Annotated in this window: 13 protein-coding genes; 10 read left to right on the top strand and 3 right to left on the bottom strand. The window is 39.0% G+C overall.

All coding sequences use genetic code 11. The features are described 5' to 3' along the window. Positions 1–3: 3 nt before the first annotated feature. The gene (locus R9C00_01420) at positions 4–1,140 is read left to right on the top strand and encodes a hypothetical protein (protein ID WPO36107.1); all 1,137 of its coding nucleotides are present in this window, start codon (positions 4–6) and stop codon (positions 1,138–1,140) included. Positions 1,141–1,148: 8 nt separating this feature from the next. On the opposite strand, the gene R9C00_01425 is transcribed toward R9C00_01420, so the two are convergent. Next, on the bottom strand, positions 1,149–2,222 hold the full coding sequence (locus R9C00_01425) for an endonuclease/exonuclease/phosphatase family protein (protein WPO36108.1): 1,074 nt from the start codon (positions 2,220–2,222) through the stop codon (positions 1,149–1,151). A 316-nt stretch (positions 2,223–2,538) separates the two neighbouring features. Here R9C00_01425 and R9C00_01430 point away from each other — a divergent pair, with 316 nt between their 5' ends. Then, a complete protein-coding gene (locus R9C00_01430; GenBank protein ID WPO36109.1) occupies positions 2,539–2,997 on the top strand; it encodes a transcriptional repressor in 459 nt (152 codons plus the stop codon). A gap of 2 nt (positions 2,998–2,999) precedes the next feature. Here R9C00_01430 and R9C00_01435 read toward each other — a convergent pair whose 3' ends face one another. Both R9C00_01435 and deoC read right to left on the bottom strand, forming a co-directional pair. Continuing rightward, on the bottom strand, positions 3,000–4,241 hold the full coding sequence (locus tag R9C00_01435) for an NAD(P)/FAD-dependent oxidoreductase (GenBank protein ID WPO36110.1): 1,242 nt from the start codon (positions 4,239–4,241) through the stop codon (positions 3,000–3,002). A gap of 286 nt (positions 4,242–4,527) precedes the next feature. Then, positions 4,528–5,184, bottom strand: coding sequence for a deoxyribose-phosphate aldolase (gene deoC, locus R9C00_01440; protein ID WPO36111.1), 657 nt, complete (start codon positions 5,182–5,184; stop codon positions 4,528–4,530). Positions 5,185–5,367: 183 nt separating this feature from the next. Here deoC and R9C00_01445 point away from each other — a divergent pair, with 183 nt between their 5' ends. The 8 genes from R9C00_01445 to R9C00_01480 all read left to right on the top strand — a co-directional run bounded on the left by R9C00_01445 (position 5,368) and on the right by R9C00_01480 (position 17,155). After that, a complete protein-coding gene (locus tag R9C00_01445) occupies positions 5,368–6,141 on the top strand; it encodes a superoxide dismutase (GenBank protein WPO36112.1) in 774 nt (257 codons plus the stop codon). A 490-nt stretch (positions 6,142–6,631) separates the two neighbouring features. Then, complete coding sequence (locus R9C00_01450) at positions 6,632–7,447, top strand: AraC family transcriptional regulator (GenBank protein ID WPO36113.1); 816 nt, start codon at positions 6,632–6,634, stop codon at positions 7,445–7,447. A gap of 901 nt (positions 7,448–8,348) precedes the next feature. Continuing rightward, on the top strand, positions 8,349–11,789 hold the full coding sequence (gene porU, locus R9C00_01455) for a type IX secretion system sortase PorU (GenBank protein ID WPO36114.1): 3,441 nt from the start codon (positions 8,349–8,351) through the stop codon (positions 11,787–11,789). 187 nt (positions 11,790–11,976) lie between these two features. Further along, a complete protein-coding gene (gene porV / locus R9C00_01460; protein WPO36115.1) occupies positions 11,977–13,182 on the top strand; it encodes a type IX secretion system outer membrane channel protein PorV in 1,206 nt (401 codons plus the stop codon). A 206-nt stretch (positions 13,183–13,388) separates the two neighbouring features. Beyond that, positions 13,389–14,603, top strand: a complete 1,215-nt coding sequence (locus R9C00_01465; GenBank protein WPO36116.1) for a pitrilysin family protein — start codon at positions 13,389–13,391, stop codon at positions 14,601–14,603. A 71-nt stretch (positions 14,604–14,674) separates the two neighbouring features. Continuing rightward, positions 14,675–15,409, top strand: coding sequence for a shikimate dehydrogenase (locus tag R9C00_01470; GenBank protein ID WPO36117.1), 735 nt, complete (start codon positions 14,675–14,677; stop codon positions 15,407–15,409). A 93-nt stretch (positions 15,410–15,502) separates the two neighbouring features. Further along, positions 15,503–15,853 carry an STAS domain-containing protein gene (locus R9C00_01475; GenBank protein WPO36118.1) on the top strand — a complete coding sequence of 117 codons (351 nt, stop codon included), beginning with the start codon at positions 15,503–15,505 and terminating at the stop codon, positions 15,851–15,853. A 39-nt stretch (positions 15,854–15,892) separates the two neighbouring features. Continuing rightward, entirely contained in the window at positions 15,893–17,155 is a 1,263-nt protein-coding gene (locus R9C00_01480) for an adenylosuccinate synthase (protein ID WPO36119.1), read from the top strand. Positions 17,156–17,534: the final 379 nt, after the last annotated feature.

Below are 17,534 nucleotides of genomic sequence, written 5' to 3' on the forward strand. Positions count from 1 at the left end.
AAGATGAATGTTAACAAACAAATTTTTAGAATCCCCTTTTTGACTATCACAGGCCTTTGCCTCTTGGCATTGGCAACTCCATTTTTTGCCCAAAATCTTGTGCCAAACCCTGGTTTTGAAGATATAAATGAAGAAACTTCGGGGCAAGCGGCCATTAGCAACGTGAAGCACTGGTTCAATGCGAACATGAGGCAAAATACTCCACTTTTTGGCACGCCAGACCACATGTTTGCCGCCAAGCGCTACGATGGGAGTATCCGAAATGGTGAATATTTTGATCCATATAAGGGTAATTCTACGGTCGGGGTCATCACATTCTTGCAACGAAAGCGAGACTACCGCGAGTACTTTTCTGTACGCCTACTGAAGCCGATGCAGATGGGCAAAAAATACCAAGTGAAGTTTCATGTGACCAGCGGAAACAAAATGACTTTTGGTAATATAGGGACTAATGGACTTGGTGCTCTTTTTACCGTAGTTCCTGCCGAGCAGTTTGCCTACGAGCCTATGCCCGAAAAGCCCCAATATATGATGGGCGAGGTGTTTCATTCTACCGAATGGGAAGAGATTTCCTTTGTGGTGTTAGCCGATAAGCCGTACGAATACCTGACGATAGGAAACTTCTTGAGCGATTATAATTTGACCAAAAGATATTATCATTACGATATTGACCCTCAAAGCTATTTGTACATTGACGAAGTATCGGTAATATCGACCGATTCGCTGGAAATAGAAGAAGAAGTGCTAGCAGTGAATGAGCAAGTGAGCGTTGATCCAGAAATTCCCGAAATAGCTCCGCTAGAAGGTAGGGAGATAAATATACAGAGTAAGTTTAAGGTAGAAGCAGCGAAGGTCACTATAAAAGTGTGGGATTTGAAAGAAGTAGATGGAGATGTGATTTCTCTGAAGTTCAACGACCAGTGGGTATTAAAGGATTATATGCTCCGCAAAAGGAAGAAAAAAATAAAGCTGAAATTTAGGCTTGGGGAAGATAATAAAATCATCTTTTTTGCCCACACGCTGGGAGATGAACCTCCTAATACGGCGGCAATAATGATCAAAAGCGGTAAGCGGAAAAGGACGCTGAATATCCGCTCAGATCTGAACTACTGCGGAGCTATCCAGCTTACAACAAAGTAATAGCTCGGCTAACTTTTTGCCTCTTCATGTCCATTTTGAATAATTTCTTTGGCTTCTTGGTTGTCTTCTTTACTAGCTTGGTGGACATTTTCATCGGCTTTTGGATCTAAGTAAAGAGAAACGAACAAGGGAAAATGGTCCGAACCAATGCTATTTAACCGTTGGATATTGACCAACTCGAAATCTTTGGAGTGGAAAATATGGTCTAGCGGCCACCTGAGTAAAGGCTTGTCGGCATGAAAAGTACTGAACACTCCTCTTCCTATTCGGGGATCGAGCAAGCCGCTTACTTTTCGGAAAAGTCGGGTGGTATAGGACCAGGCTACATCATTGAGATCGCCAAAGACCAATGTGGGTTCTTTTGATTTTTGTACTTTCTGTCCCACTATTAGCAACTCGGCATCGCGGTAAATAGAAGTTGAGCTTTCAGAGGGAGCAGGGGGACGAGGATGTACACAATAGATATCGATTTCAGCACCTGACTTCAACACTACCTTAGCAAAAATGGAGGGGATATCGTCTTGTACCAAGTAGTTTACTTGAGTGTTTTTGAGTTCCAGATTAGAATAAAGGTGCATTCCGTATAGGTTATCCAAGGGGATTTTTACTGTATAGGGAAAGTCTTTTTCCAATACGTCTAATTTTTCTTCCCACCATTTGTCGGACTCTAAAGTAAGCAAGATATGAGGGCTGAGCTTATTTACCTGTGCTATCAGTTTTTCAGATTCTTTGTTAGAAGTAAGGACATTGCTAACCAAAATGTTGATTGTGTTTTTTACATCTGCTCCTTTCAAAGAGCTTACAACCTGTTTTTTTGCTAAAGGGGTATAGGGTGCAATTCGGGTAAGCTGAAAATAGAAACTGATAAACAGCCCTCCAAGCACTATAAAGTGCCATGTCTCGGATAAGCTGTAAAAAATAAGACCAAGTACCATGAAAAGAAAAAGTGAGACAGTGATCTGAAGCCTTGGAAAATCGAAAACTCTAAGCCACCAATGGGGGAGCTTCACTGTAGAGGCCAATGTGGCTATAATGGGAAGCACAGCTAGTACTGTTAGCCCAATGGATACATAGGTTTGCATGAGTGTCTTTTGAAAGCTAGTTGAATATGAGAATATAGAAACAGTTGGTAAATCCTGAACTAGGGATAGAGTAGATTGTTTGAACAAATTGTGGGCTTTTGCTCCAAAAAACATAGTAAATGCGAAGAAGTTTTTAATTTTAAGGAAGGATTGCTAATCTGTTGGGCATTATGGCGAGGAACTTCCTGAGGTTTAGTATTGTATTGCTAGATAGCTAATGAATAAATTGTATTTTCGCCAGTTAGGACTTACTTTGGTTTGCCTAACAAACTAATATTTTCTACCAAAAGCGAAAAGACGCTTAATTAATAGGACAATGAGTCAAGACGATATAAGATTTCCAGAGATAAAGGATATTTTTACCCAATACCTTGAAAAAAAACAACTTAGGAAAACCCCTGAGCGCTTTGCCATATTAGAAGAAATTTACAGTAACGATGGGCATTTTGATGTGGAATCGCTGTACATCAATATGAAAAATAAAAACTATAGGGTAAGCAGGGCAACGGTTTACAATACGCTAGACCTTTTGCTGGAATGTGATTTGGTGATTAAGCATCAGTTTGGAAAGAACCTTTCTCTTTACGAAAAATCGCATGGTTATAAACAACATGACCATGTGATCTGTACGGATACCAACCAGATTTTTGAGTTTTGCGATCCTCGCATCCAAGCTATTCAGAAGTTGGTAGAAGAAACATTTGATTTTACCGTAACGAACCACCGGCTATATTTCTACGGTCATTTGAACAATCCTGAGCCAGAGAAAAAATAAATTTAGGTAGAAGCCATTTCTAAAAACTGGGATAGAACTTTTACTGCCCGCTTATGTTTTTTTACATAAGGATTGCTTAGGTCCCAGACATAGCCGGCAAGGACTGAACAGATCTGTTTTTTGATGGTTGGGTTAGTTTGTGGGTTGAAAAATATAGTTTGCAGCGTGCCGTCGTACCAAGCATTTATATAGGTTTTGAATGTTTCCAACCCTTGCTGAAGGTAATTGACATATTCACTTTCCCAATCAACTTCCTCTCCTCCAAGCTCCCTGTCTATCAACTTTGCTGACAGCACTCCAGATTCCATAGCAAATGAAACTCCTGACGAGAAAATAGGGTCGAGAAATTCCGAGGCATTTCCAGTTAAGCAAAAGCCTTTACCATAAAGCGCTTTCGTTTTTTTGGCAAAAGCGGTAATTTCTATAGGCTCAAAATCGAAGTCAAGCCCTGCAAGTCGCTCCTTTGCCAAAGGGACAGTGTCTATCATTGCCCTCATCCTTTCTTCCTGTGTTCCTTCAAATTCTTGAAAAAAGCTAGGGTTTGCCACAATGCCTACCGATGTCTTTCCATTGGAAAAGGGAATGAGCCAAATCCACGTATTTACATCATGAACAATAATTACGATGCGTTCGCCCTCTTGCCCTTCGGGTCGGGATTTGTCGATGACATGGGTGAAAAATGAAGACCGTGGAGGTAAGTCAGAAGGGGTGTCGAGTTGGAGTAGCCGGGGAAGAACCCGTCCAAATCCGCTTGCATCTATCACAAACTTTGCTGCAACTTTGGTCTGTTTTCCAAGCTTATCTTCTATGGTGGTCACGGACGAGGAATCATTGAATTGAATGTCTGTGACAGTATGTTCATACAAAATAGGGATTCCTTTTTTTTCTGCTTCTGTGGCAAGCGTTTGGTCAAATTCGGCTCGGGGTACTTGCCAAGTCCATTTCCAGCTTTCGGTAAATTGGTCGGTAAAGTCAAAGTCGCATGCCAAGTCATCTTTTTTGAACTTAGCCCCAAACTTTTGTTGGAAACCTTGGGCTTTAACAGCCTCAAGCATACCAGCCTCCTGAAGATGGTCCATGCAGCGGGGAAGCAAGCTCTCCCCAATAGAAAAACGTGGGAAAATAGCTTTTTCAATGATTTGAACACTTCTGCCTTTTTGCTTTAAAAGAGATGCAGCAAGTGTGCCTGCTGGCCCTGCCCCTATGATAAGGACATCTACCATTTTTATGTATTTATTTTGCATGGTACTTTATTTCGTCCAAAAAAAGAAAAAATAGTTTGTATGAAATGTAACATTAAGATCATGTTTAAATTTTAGGTTTTTACGTGAAAATATTCAGGTTATGTTTCTCGAGAAAACCTTCTTTCGAGGCGAGGTTCATTAACCGGACAAACGCTCTGTGCGCATTTGCATCGAAAGAGATAAAATTCAAACATGCCCTAAAGTAAAGTAGTGCTGATTTGAAGGTAGTAAAAGTCTCTGTTTTAAGTTAATAATATGTGAGAAGAAAGTAATTATCGAGAAACGCTTAATTTGCTTCTTTCACGATAGCCACACCGCTAGATGTTCCAATTCTATCCGCACCAGCTTCTATCATTGCCAAGGCATCGGACAAAGTTTTTACGCCACCCGAAGCTTTTATCCCCAGCTGTTCACCCACGGATTCTCTCATAAGTTTGATGTGTTCGGCTTTTGCTCCTGCTGGGGCAAATCCTGTTGATGTTTTTACAAAGTCTGCTCCAGCTTCTTTGCAGAGGAAGCAAGCTGCTTTTATTTCTTCGTCGCTCAAATAAGCAGTTTCCAAAATGACTTTTAGAGGTACTTCCGCTTCGTGGCAAGCTTTTGCACAGGCTGCTACATCGGGCTTTGCCCAACCTGCCGGATTTTCCCTAAAAGCCCCAAGGTTCAGCACCATGTCTATCTCACCCGCCCCATCTGCTATGGCTTTTTGGATTTCGGCAACTTTCACCGATGTAATTTGGTAGCCCAATGGAAAGCCAATAACGGTGACAATTTTCACTTCGCTGCCTTCCACTTCTCGTTTGGCTTTTTTTACCCAGTAAGGAGGAATGCAAATTCCATGAAAACCATGGGTTATTGCTTCTTTGGCAAGGGTTTCAACTTTTTTTGAGGAAATTTCCGGGCTTAATAAAGTGTGTTCGATATATGTATTGATTTTTTCCATTTTGTGTAGTTGTCTTATGGGATAAAAAATGTGTAACTTCAAGTGTTTGTTCGGTGCTAGATGGCCCAAAGCTTTGCTGAAATTTTAGATTAAACAAACATTGGTAAAGCTGTCAGGTTATAAATTTACGGAACTAACATAGACTTATTCATCATTGAGCGAACCTTTTATATCTAAAAAAAAATGAACAAGAGACAGTTTTTAAAAACCGGTGGCGTAATTACAGCTGCTACCGTATTGAATCCATTTTACGCATGTACCACTGCAGAAAAAGGCTCTTCTAAAGAAGATGCGGTAAAGTTACTCACTGTGGCTTCAAATCAGGCAGGAGAGTTCGAATTGCCCGCTTTGGCTTTTGCTCCCGAAGCGCTTGAGCCCAATATAGATAAGATGACGATGGAAATCCATCATGGAAAGCATCATGCTGGTTATGTGCGCAAACTGAATGCGGCCATCAAAGGCAATGCAACATTTGAGGGAAAATCTCTTAACGATATACTTGCGACTGTGACCGATGCGGATACAGGTGTGAGAAATAATGGGGGTGGGCATTATAACCACAGCCTTTATTGGTCGGTGATGTCACCTAGTGGCGGTGGAGCGCCTACTGGTAAACTTGCCGAGGCAATAAATGGTCAGTTTGGTGATTTTGATAAGTTTAAAGAGGAGTTTTCTACTGCGGCAAAAACTCGCTTTGGCTCGGGCTGGGCATGGCTTATCACCGATGGAAAGGGCAAACTTTCTGTAACTTCTACGCCTAACCAAGACAATCCTTTAATGTCTAAAATAGTGACTGAGACAGGTACGCCTATATTGGGAATAGATGTTTGGGAACATGCATATTACCTCAATTACCAAAACAAAAGAGGTGATTATGTAGCGAATTTTTTCAACGTAATCAACTGGGAAGCAGTATCAGCTCGCCTAGATGCCGCTGAAATGGTTTCTAAAGCATAGATAAATCCTTAAGACTATTGGGTGAAGCCAGGGTTCAACGCTCTGGCTTTTTTGTTTTTAAGCCAAATATTTTTTTTTAGGAAGGGGTATCCGTATTTTCGTTGTCAATGAAGTTGTTTAAAGTAGGGATTTCATGGCGAGAATGAGAGGGTTTTGTTCTAGGCGATTCAATTTTGACGCGAATAATGGTGATTATTTAAGGAAAAATTGGAGAAGCATAGGGCAAATCAGCCATTCGTAGCCGAAAGACTTTACTTTAGACAACTTTAAAAAAAGCTTACTAAGTTTGTAATTACTATTTGTTTTTTTATTTCTTTTAGAAATATTTATTTCAGCTAAATAAAGAGAGTTGCTTAGGAATATAGATTTTGAAAATATCAAGATCATTAGCAGCTCACCTACTACTATTGTTCCACCCTACTAGCGTGTTTTTCACCGCGTTCAACCAGAATGCAGTTGTGATTCTGTGCGTCAATTTAAGCCTAGTGAAATGTATTATCATAAAGAAAATCCTGCAAAAGAGCTAGAGCCTTTTGTAGAATGCTACTTTTTTATGGGTAGTGGTCAGGGCCCTGTAACGAATTTTGAAATAGAATCCCCGCCAAGCGGGTTTCCTGGTATGGTATTTAACTTTGGTGATCCTTATAGGGTACAAAGTAACAGGGGGAGGGCTGTTACCCTACCAAGAAGTTTTGTGATAGGACAAACGACACAGCGCTATATATTGCAGTTTAATGGAGTGATAGATCTAGTTGGGATAGTATTCAAACCAACTGGTTTATATAGGTTGTTTGGCTTTTCTATGCCTTCCCTTATCGATAAAAGAAGAGATGTGAGCGAGGTGTTGGATGAAAGCATGGTCAAGATGTATGAGCAACTTGCATGTAGTGAAGGGAGCCTTAAGGAAAAAGTAAAAATAATTAACCGTTTTTTGGAAATACAGCATAAGAAATCAAATGCTGTTTTCGAAACATTTGACAAGTCCCTTGAGCTTATAGATGAGCGAGGGAATGTTACGGTGAAACAGCTTGCCGATTATTGCAGCATGAGCAATAGGACTTATCAGCGGAAATTTACCGAAATGGTAGGTGTTAGCCCTAAGCTTTATACAAAGCTGAGAAGGATGAGTATGATTTGTAGCATGATGAGTTATACCGACTCCATTGATTGGCAAGAGGTTGTACACATGGGAGGGTATTTTGACCAATCACATTTCATCAAAGAATTTCATGGTTTTATAGGAAGGAAACCGACTTTGTATTTCCAAAAAAACAAGGAGCTGATTCATTATTTAGATGATGAATAAGTGTTTTTTGGAGTTAAAGTTTTAGTTTTTGAAACTCGTTTTCTCACCTGCCACCACCCAATAAAAAGCAGGGGAAAGGTTCTGCCTTGTTCAATAAAGAAGTCATTAGTGACTACTGCCTTAGTCTGTTGGTTTTTTGAATAATTTGTTTGGATGTCCTCATCAATGAGTTTTTGCATTTCAAATTTCTCGTCTTTTATATGGTAAGGGACATTCCCATAGATACCTAATCCGAATTTGTTTTATCTTGATAAATAGAAGGTTCACCGATCAAATATCGAGTTCTGGCGAATAGCCTATTTGAAGGATAAAACTCTACGAGAAAATGTCGTTTAACTATTGAATTTGAAAGACAACAGATTCTTTCGATTCATTTTTAAAAGAATTGTAAGTGGTAAAATTTTAAGGATTATTTGGTTTAATTGTTAAATCGAGAGCCTAGACTTGCTGAGTCTAGGCTCTTTGTGTTTTAGGGGAATAGTAGGATTGGTATGATTAATGTCAATTATTTGCAAGTAAAACCTATCTAGAAACACTATTTTTTGAATTTTTACTTTTTATTTTTGTTTCATTGCAACTAATGCTTCAAAAAACTCTTCTCTAAAGCTATAATCTGCTCATAATCTTATGTATTCGAGCAATTACTACTTAACATTCACACTTACCTCTCTTCTGAAAAACAAACAGTTGTGCATAAGTTAATCTCACTAATTGAATTGTATGCTTTATAATTGATATTGTATACGTTAGGAATCTTGGTTTTTAGGGAATATCAAACCAGTTTTGCTCTTGGTAAAGGTGAATCTAAAATTATTTAGAACTCAAGTACTTGTTTTCGCTTTTACTTAAAGTAAGGGTGGAAGATTTGGAGGAATAGCGAATATATTTTGTACAAAGGTTTATGGTGGAAAAACTATTATATATACTGTCATTTGTTCTAAGTTGCCATTTTACACTGGCACAATCGCCTAAATCAGCTTCAGTACTAGCTACTGGAGATGTTTTTAAGGTTGGCGTAACTGAAAATGGTATTTATAAAATAGATGCAGCTTTACTAAGTAGCTTTGGGTTGAGCCCGGCATCCATCGACCCAGCAGAGGTGAAGGTATATGGAAACGGAGGAGGCATGCTTCCTCAGGAAAATGCGGCTTTTCGTTTCGATGATTTGGAAGAAAATGCTGTGAGTGTAACTGGAGGAGGAGATGGGGCTTTTTCTGAGAGTGATTACATCTTATTTTATGCTGAAGGAGCTGATGGGAAAAAAGTAGATGAGGCTTCTGGGTTTATTCGTCATGAAAAAAATGTATATGCAGATACCAATTATTATTTCATAGCCATAGGTCAGGGACCTTCCACTCTAATAGGAGAGAAAACTAATGTTCTTTCAGGCGGTATTGTCGTCGATAAGTTTAAGGATTACACGTTTCATGAGCTAGAAGAGGTGAACCAACTTGCCAGAGAATCAAGCACCGCAGGTTCAGGTAGATTATGGTTTGGTGAAATATTTGAGCTTGTAAAAGAGCATTCTATTTCCCTAAATATGCCTGGTATTATTGATGGTTCAGAGCTTGAGATTGAATCGAGGGTAATGGCTGAAAACACCTCCCCATCGAAGTTTGATTTTTCTTTGAACGGAAGCTTTTATGATTCTATAGGCGTACAGGCTCTTCCTGAAACTCAATATGGTTTTAAGGGGCGATTGGTACAGAAAAAAAGCGCTCTAATTGCAAATGGGCTGGAGGCTGATGGACAGTTGGCTTTCAAGATTGCTTTTGACGATAATGGGGCATCTGGCTTGGGTATGTTGGATTATGTGTTGGTAAATGCTTGGCGGAACCTTCAGTTATACGAAAATGAGGTTATTTTTAGATCGATCCCTCAAAGTGCTGAATCACTGTCTAGTTTTCAGATAGCCGGAGCAGAAGAAGGCATGGAGGTTTGGGATATCACGAAAAAGACAAAGCCAGTTTCTATTCCCTATAGTATAAATGGAAATATTGCCTCGTTTTCGGATTCCACTAATACTTTGAAAGAGTATATCGCTTTTTCTGGAAGTGATTTTCCTCGTCCCGAATTTATTGAAAAAATACCTAACCAGAATCTTCACGGGCTTTCCGCCCCAAACTTACTTATCATTTCTCACCCCGATCTTTTGCCTCAAGCGGAAAGGATAGCTGCTTTGCGAAGGGCAAAAGATAACTTAACTGCAGAGATTGCATCCACACCTCAAGTTTTTAATGAGTTTTCTTCAGGAAGGCAGGATGTAACTGCTTTAAGAGACTTTATTAGGATGCTGTATTTGCGGAATAGCGATGAGGTAACAGGGCTTAGGTATGTGTTGCTTTTAGGAGATGCTACGTATGATTATAAAAATATAAGCGGGAATAATCAGGCAAATGTACCTGTGTATGAGTCGTATGAATCTTTACATCCTATCAATAGTTTTTCATCTGACGATTATTTTGGGTTTATGGATGAAGAAGAAGGGGAGTGGCTCGAAAACTCTAGTGAAATTCCCCACCTAATGGAAGTGGGAATTGGAAGGATTCCCGCCCGTAATTTGATAGAGGCTAAAGCGGTTGTAGATAAACTGTACAATTATGATGATGGAGGAGAGGAAATTTTTGGCGACTGGAGAAATAGAGTTGTCTTAGTGGCAGATGACGAAGACTCAAATACCCATCAAAGAGGAGCAAACAGTCTAGCTGATTTGATAGAAAGCTCCCATAAACTCTTTAATGTAGAAAGATTGTTTATAGATGCCTTTGTGCAAGAATCTACTCCAAATGGTAAGCGCTCACCTATTGTTAAGGAAAAAATTGATAGACATATTGATAATGGAGTGTTGATTTTGAACTATACAGGGCATGGCTCTGAAATACGTTGGGCATCTGAAGATATTTTGACAGCTTCTCAAATTCAATCTTGGACAAACATCAACAAGTTACCTCTTATGATGACGGCAACTTGTGAGTTTGGAAGGTATGACAACCCGTTGACTGTCTCAGGGGCTGAATATGCTATTCTAAACCCAAAAGGAGGAGCGATTGGGTTGGTAACTACTACAAGACCTGTGTTTTCAAGCTCAAATGACTCGGTAAACGAAGCTTTTTACAAGACTGTATTTGAAAAAGATAACAATGGGGAGTACCCAAGGCTTGGAGATATCATTAGGCAAACTAAAAATGCCAGTATTGTAGGGGTGAACAATCGTAATTTTGCTTTGCTGGGAGATCCGTCGTTGAGGCTTTCCTACCCTAAAGACGATGTGGTGTTGACACATATTAATGGAGAAGAAGTCTCAGGTAACGATACATTGAAAGCATTGCAGTCTGTAAAGCTGGAAGGTGAGGTAAGGGACTTGGGAGGTATTGTAGCCAATTATGACGGGGTTTTAAATGTGAAAGTGTTTGATAAACTAAAAAAGCTTAAAACTCTGGGGGATGAAGGGCCTTCTACTGTGATGACATATTACAATAGGGAAAATTTGTTGTACCAAGGTAAGGCAACAATAGCAAATGGGAAGTTTGCTTTTGAGTTTGTTGTACCAAAAGATATTGATTACCAGTTTGGTGAAGGGAAAGTTAGTTTGTATGCACAGTCGGTGAATGGGCTGGCAGATGCTGGAGGTTATAGTGAGAATTTAACTATAGGAGGGAGTAGCAAGGATTTTATTTCTGACACAGAAGCTCCCGAAATGGTATTATACCTTGAGGATTCTACCTTTAGGAATGGGAATGTGGTTCCTGCAAATACTAACCTATACCTAGAGCTTTTTGATGAGAGCGGTATAAATACAAGTGGACATGGGCTTGGACATAATATAGAGGCTGTGCTAGATGTAGATGGTGATGTCTTCAACTTAAATGATTTTTATGCCACTAGCTTAGATGATTTTAGGAAAGGGTCCTTGAGTTTTCCCTTATATGATCTTGAGGAAGGTGACCATTCGATCACCGTTACTGCATGGGATACTCACAACAATGCTTCCGAAGCAACGGTAGAATTTAAGGTAAGGACTTCGGAAAAACTTCAAATATATGAACTATTGACTGTGCCAAATCCTTTTTTTGTTAAAACCAGTTTTGAATTTATTCATAACAGGATTGGTGAGGAAATGGCAGCTAGTATTATGATATATAACTCAAATGGCTCGTTTGTTACTAAATTAGAGCTTCCAAGCTCTGATGGACAGATGTATGTTAATAAAATAGAATGGGATGGTACAAATCAGTATGGAGCACCGTTAAGCAGTGGTATATATTTCTATAAATTGTATCTTTACGATCTGGAAACGAATGAAACTGCTTCAAAATCGGCAAAGCTTTTAATTATTCGTTAATTTTATTGATAATCAAAATGATGCCTATTTGGGAATAAAATTACTAATAACACCTAGAGGATTAAGTTGAGGATAGACGATTTGTAATTAAAGTAAGAATTATCAATTACTGTTTTTCTAACTAATCAAAAAATTAAGCTTCACCTGTCTTCGGTGTAAAATATTTTCAAACACAAACATTACATTTATGTTCAATAGGCTTTATTTCATCTTATTGGCTCTACTGCCAATCCAGCTGTTCGCTCAACAGGATTCTCCTACAGAAACCCCTATTGGTGGGCAAACTAATGACAGCCGACCAATTACTACAGCAGTACCTTTTTTAGCTATAGCTCCTGATGCTCGCAGCTCGGGCATGGGTGATGTGGGTGCGGCAACAAGCCCAGATGCTACTGCTACCCATTGGAACCCTGCTAAACTTGCCTTTGCCGAAAGGGATATGGCTGTTTCTTTATCTTATTCGCCTTGGTTACAGCGAATTGTTGGAGATATGTCTTTGTCTTATTTGACAGGTTATAAGAAATTATCAAAAACTTCAGCTATTGCAGCTAGTATGCGCTATTTTGATTTGGGTAGCATGCAATTTACTGATGCGAACAAACAAATTATCCAAGATTTTAACCCTAGGGAATTTGCTTTTGATGCTTCTTATGCCATGAAACTCAGCAAGAAATTTAGCATGGCTGTTTCAGGTAGGTATATTTATTCGAATTTATCAGGTAATATCACTAATAGTTCTACCAATACTGATACAAGGGCGGCTAACTCTGTTGCCGTTGATATTTCTGCTTTTTATACAACTGATTTTATGATGGGTGGGCTTGATTCAGACCTTGCTTTTGGGGCAAATATCTCGAACATGGGACCTAAAATCTCCTATTCTTCGGAAAACCAAAAGGATTTTATTCCTACAAACTTACGATTAGGAACCGCGCTTACTTCAGAACTGGATCCTTATAATAAATTGACTTTTGCTCTGGATTTTAATAAGTTGCTAGTTCCTTCACCAGCTGAGTATGACGAGGATGGTAATTTGATCAATGGTTCAGATGCATCTGATACGGGATGGGTCACAGGTATGTTCCAGTCTTTTGGCGATGCTCCAGGCGGAGCTTCTGAGGAGCTACAGGAATTTATGATTGGAACAGGGCTAGAGTATTGGTACAATGATTTGGTAGCTGCCAGAGCAGGTTATTATTATGAAAGTGAAAATAAAGGTGATAGACAGTATTTTACAGTTGGAGTTGGGTTACGCTATCAAGTATTTGGGATAGATTTCTCGTACTTAATTACTACAGCTCAAAATCATCCATTACAAGATACATTGAGATTTACTCTTTTCTTGAACTTCAATGATAAAGCTACTGCTTCAAATACAGGTAGCGTTAACTAAGAGCTTAATCTTTCAATACAGTTCTTTTAAAGACTTTTTTGAAGGAATAGGTCTGCTAATAAACCGAATATTTATTCCAGAGAGCTTATTTATTAGTGGTATAAGATTTAATTGCCTAAAATTGGGGGAAATTTTATTTCCCTTTTTTTATGACAAAACTTAATAGGCAAAGGCCTCCAATATATAATCCCATCCAAGATTTTGTTTTGCAAAAACCTAAAAAGGTATTGCTAGACAATGGAATACCTCTATATGTAATCAATATAGGCACACAGCCGATCTTCAATATTCAGATCCTTTTTAAGGCGGGTAGATGGCAAGAAAGAATTCAAGGAGCGACCTCTTTTGTTTCTAGGTTGCTATTTGAAGGTACTCCCACCAAAAGTGCCGAAGATATTAACCGTGCTTTTGACCAAGTGGGAGCTTACTGGGAAGTGAATGCGGGAATGGATTATTTGACCGTAGAAGTGTATACGCTTTCCAAACATTTGCCACTAGTGCTCTCCATTGTGAAAGATTGCTTGCAAAATGCTTCTTTCCCTCAAAATGAATTCAGTTTACTCCAGCAGCGGTTTGGTCAGCAGCTTAAGATCAACATGGAGAAGAACAGTTACAAAGCTGCAATGCTTTTTAGGGAGTATCTTTTTGGGAAATCTCACCCATATGGATACCCAATTACCCCAGAGTTGGTGGATGGCTTCAGCAGGGAGTCGACTATTTCGCATTATCAAGACCTTATTTTAGGGCAGTCTTATGAGATAATAATAGCAGGGGAAATTACCGATGAACAAATTAAGCTTTTTAACCAAGAGCTTGGGAGTGCAAACGTGAACCCTGCTGAGCAAGATAAGCCCATCCCTAGGGCAGAAAGCCCATCCTCCAAACTTTACCTTGAAAAAGAAGACGCTTCCCAGTCGTCAATTCGCATTGGGAAAGTGCTCTTAAAGAAGAATCACCCTGATTCTATTAAAATGGAGGTGCTCAATGAAATATTGGGAGGATATTTTGGGTCGAGGCTCATGAAAAATATAAGGGAAAAAAGAGGGCTGACATATGGCATTTACTCTAGTCTTATCTATATGCAGCACGAAGGCTATTTTGTTGTTGGCACTGACGTGAAAAAGGAAAGGCTTGGGGAAGCTTTAGAGCAGATCTATTTGGAAATAGAAAGACTGACCACAGAGCTAGTGACGCCTGATGAATTGCATACGGTTAAAAACTATATGGCTGGAAATTATATCAAGTCTATTAATACTCCTGTCGCAGTAGCAGAATATTTTAAAACCATCTATTTTAACCAACTTAATGATAGGTATTATGATACTTATGTATCTAAAATAAATAAGATTACTTCTGAAGATGTTATAGAAACTGCCAAAAAATACTTGCAAGGAGACTTTGCTGAGATATTAGTAGGTTAGTTTTGTAATATATATAAGTCAGTGCTTAAAAAGAAGGCTGATAATTATAAAGTGTAATATAATTGAGTCTAATGAAGAAGTTTGGGTTAATAGGCTATCCGTTGTCACATTCATTTTCGAAAAAGTATTTTTCTGAAAAGTTTGTAAAAGAATCTATTCAAGATGCATCTTATGAACTTTTTTCAATTGAGGATATTGACTTGTTGCCAGAAGTCCTTAAAAGTAATGCAGGGCTGAAAGGGTTGAATGTGACTATTCCTTACAAACAGCAAGTGATTCAGTACTTAGATGACATGAGCGAGGCAGCTAAAAAAATAGGGGCTGTAAATGTGCTGAAGGTAGAAGGTGGGAGGTTAGTAGGGTATAATTCAGATTATATAGGGTTTAAGGAATCTCTTGTTGACTTTTTGAAAGGCACTAAAATTAATTCGGCTTTGATATTGGGAACAGGAGGAGCTTCTAAGGCGGTTCGTGCTGTTTTAGACGACTTAGCTATCGACTGGAATTTGGTGTCCCGAAAAGGGGAGGGCGAAGTCTTAAGTTATAACGATGTTGACCGGGTTCTTTTGGAAAAGAATAAGTTGGTTATAAACACGACACCTTTAGGGATGAGCCCCAACATAGAAGTTTGTCCAAACCTGCCCTATGACGCAGCGGGCGAAGGACATTATTTCTATGATTTAGTTTATAACCCAGAAGAAACTCTTTTTATGAAAAAGGCTAAAGCGTATGGTGCTTATGTTAAAAATGGGCTAGAAATGTTGCATTTACAGGCTGAAGCATCGTGGGATATTTGGAATAGCTAACCTTTTATGTCATGTTGAGCTATGCTTAGCTATTCGGTATTCCCTTTTTGTGCCCTTCAGATAAATCTAGTTTTAAAACTCAAATAGGATAGAATGGATTTCTTGTTTGCATATGATACGGCTGGTGGAGTATTGAGTATTGGCTTAGAAGGAGATTTGCTTGGCTTGAATGAAGAAAGGCAAGTGTTGGAGGTAGTAGATGAGCATATAGTAAAAAAATATATGAAGTGCGTGCTAGATCTTTCTTCTATCCAACATATGAATAGTACGGGCTTGAGCTATATAATTCGTATCTTTAACCGCTTCAATGAAATAGGGGGTAGAATCATTATGATTAAGCCCCCAAAAAATGTTTATCGGCTTATAGAGATAACAAAACTGGATCAGATATGTCATTTTGTTGATAATTACAATGAAGGGCTACTCCAAGTAATGAAAAAATAATTTTTTGATTGAATCATAAATAAATTAAGTCAATTCACAATGGACATTTTGTTAGGGTTACAGTGGGGAGATGAAGGTAAAGGAAAAGTAGTAGATTATCTTTCCCCCAAATATGATGTAGTGGCAAGGTTTCAAGGAGGTCCTAATGCAGGTCACACATTAGAGTTTGAAGGGAGGAAGCATGTGTTGCATCAGATACCTTCAGGTATTTTCCATGAAAATATCGAAAATGTAATTGGAAATGGAGTTGTGTTGGATCCTATTACATTGAGAAAAGAGATTGATCAGATTAAAGGATACAATCATGATGTGAACAAAAACTTGTTTGTATCTAGAAAAGCCCACCTCATTTTACCTACTCACAGATTATTGGATGCAGCATTAGAAAAGAGAAAAGGTGATAAGAAAATAGGCTCTACTCTGAAGGGTATTGGTCCTGTATATCAAGATAAAATTGCAAGAACGGGATTAAGAGTTGGGGATATCAGTGATGCTATTCTCAAAAAGAGGTACGAAGAAGTGACTTCATGGCATAAGTTTTTGCTAGATAGTTTAGAGTTTGAATATGATTTGGCAGAAAATGAAGCCGAATTTTTTGAGTCTCTAGAAGTAATGAGAGGCTTGAACCTGATAGATAGTGAGTATTTCTTGAATGACAGGTTTACAAGTGGAAAAAAAGTGTTGGCAGAAGGGGCTCAAGGAGCTATGCTTGATATTGATTTTGGTTCATATCCGTTCGTAACGAGTTCAAATACATCTGGAGCTGGAGCATGTTCTGGTTTAGGTGTTGCGCCATCTAAGGTTACAGGTGTTTTTGGTATTTTCAAGGCATATTGTACAAGGGTTGGCTCTGGCCCGTTCCCTACTGAGCTTTTTGATAAAGATGGTGAGTTGATGGGCAAGATAGGAAGAGAGTTTGGTGCTACAACTGGGCGTCCTAGGCGTTGCGGTTGGTTAGATCTTCCTGTGTTGAAGTATGCAACTGTTCTGAGTGGTACATCAGAGCTTTACATGATGAAAGCTGATGTGCTCAACGATTTTGAAGAAGTTAAGGTTTGTACCCATTATAAGCTTGCCGATGGATCAGTAGTAGATAGGGTTCCTTATGATTTGGAAAATGAAGTTGTGGAGCCAGTTTACAAAACCTTTAAAGGGTGGCAGACTGACATTACCAAGGTGAATAGCTATGAGGACTTGCCTATCGAGTTGAAAGAGTATATAAAATATATAGAGGAAGTTGTATCAGTCCCTGTTAAAATTGTGTCTACAGGTCCAGATAGAGCCGAGACTATTATAAGGTAAAGGGCAAGAGTTCTTGTCGCTTTTAATCCCCTAAGCATTTGGTTTGGGGGATTTTTTTGCCCATTACATCCTACCGGGTTAATTTTTTCTAATTGTGTTTCAGCATGTTGTGTGTTATTTCCCATAAAAGGGGGGCATGTTGTTGTTTAATTGGGGAATGTTTTCTTATTTTTGCGGACGCTTACGGCAGGTGGGCGTCGGCGAACGGGGTCCTTTCCCGTTCTGGAAAATAAATTTGATATAAGGTTTGCATATTAGGCAAAAGTTATCCACTTTTGCACCCCGCTTGGACGTAGGGCGGGAGGTATCGTTTTCTGGCATGGTTTTCTTTCTTGTCCCGGCGGGAAAAAAGCCAAAAAAAAACTTGCGAAAAGTTTTG

The organism is Flammeovirgaceae bacterium SG7u.111 (genome assembly GCA_034044135.1).
Classification (GTDB): Bacteria; Bacteroidota; Bacteroidia; order Cytophagales; family Flammeovirgaceae.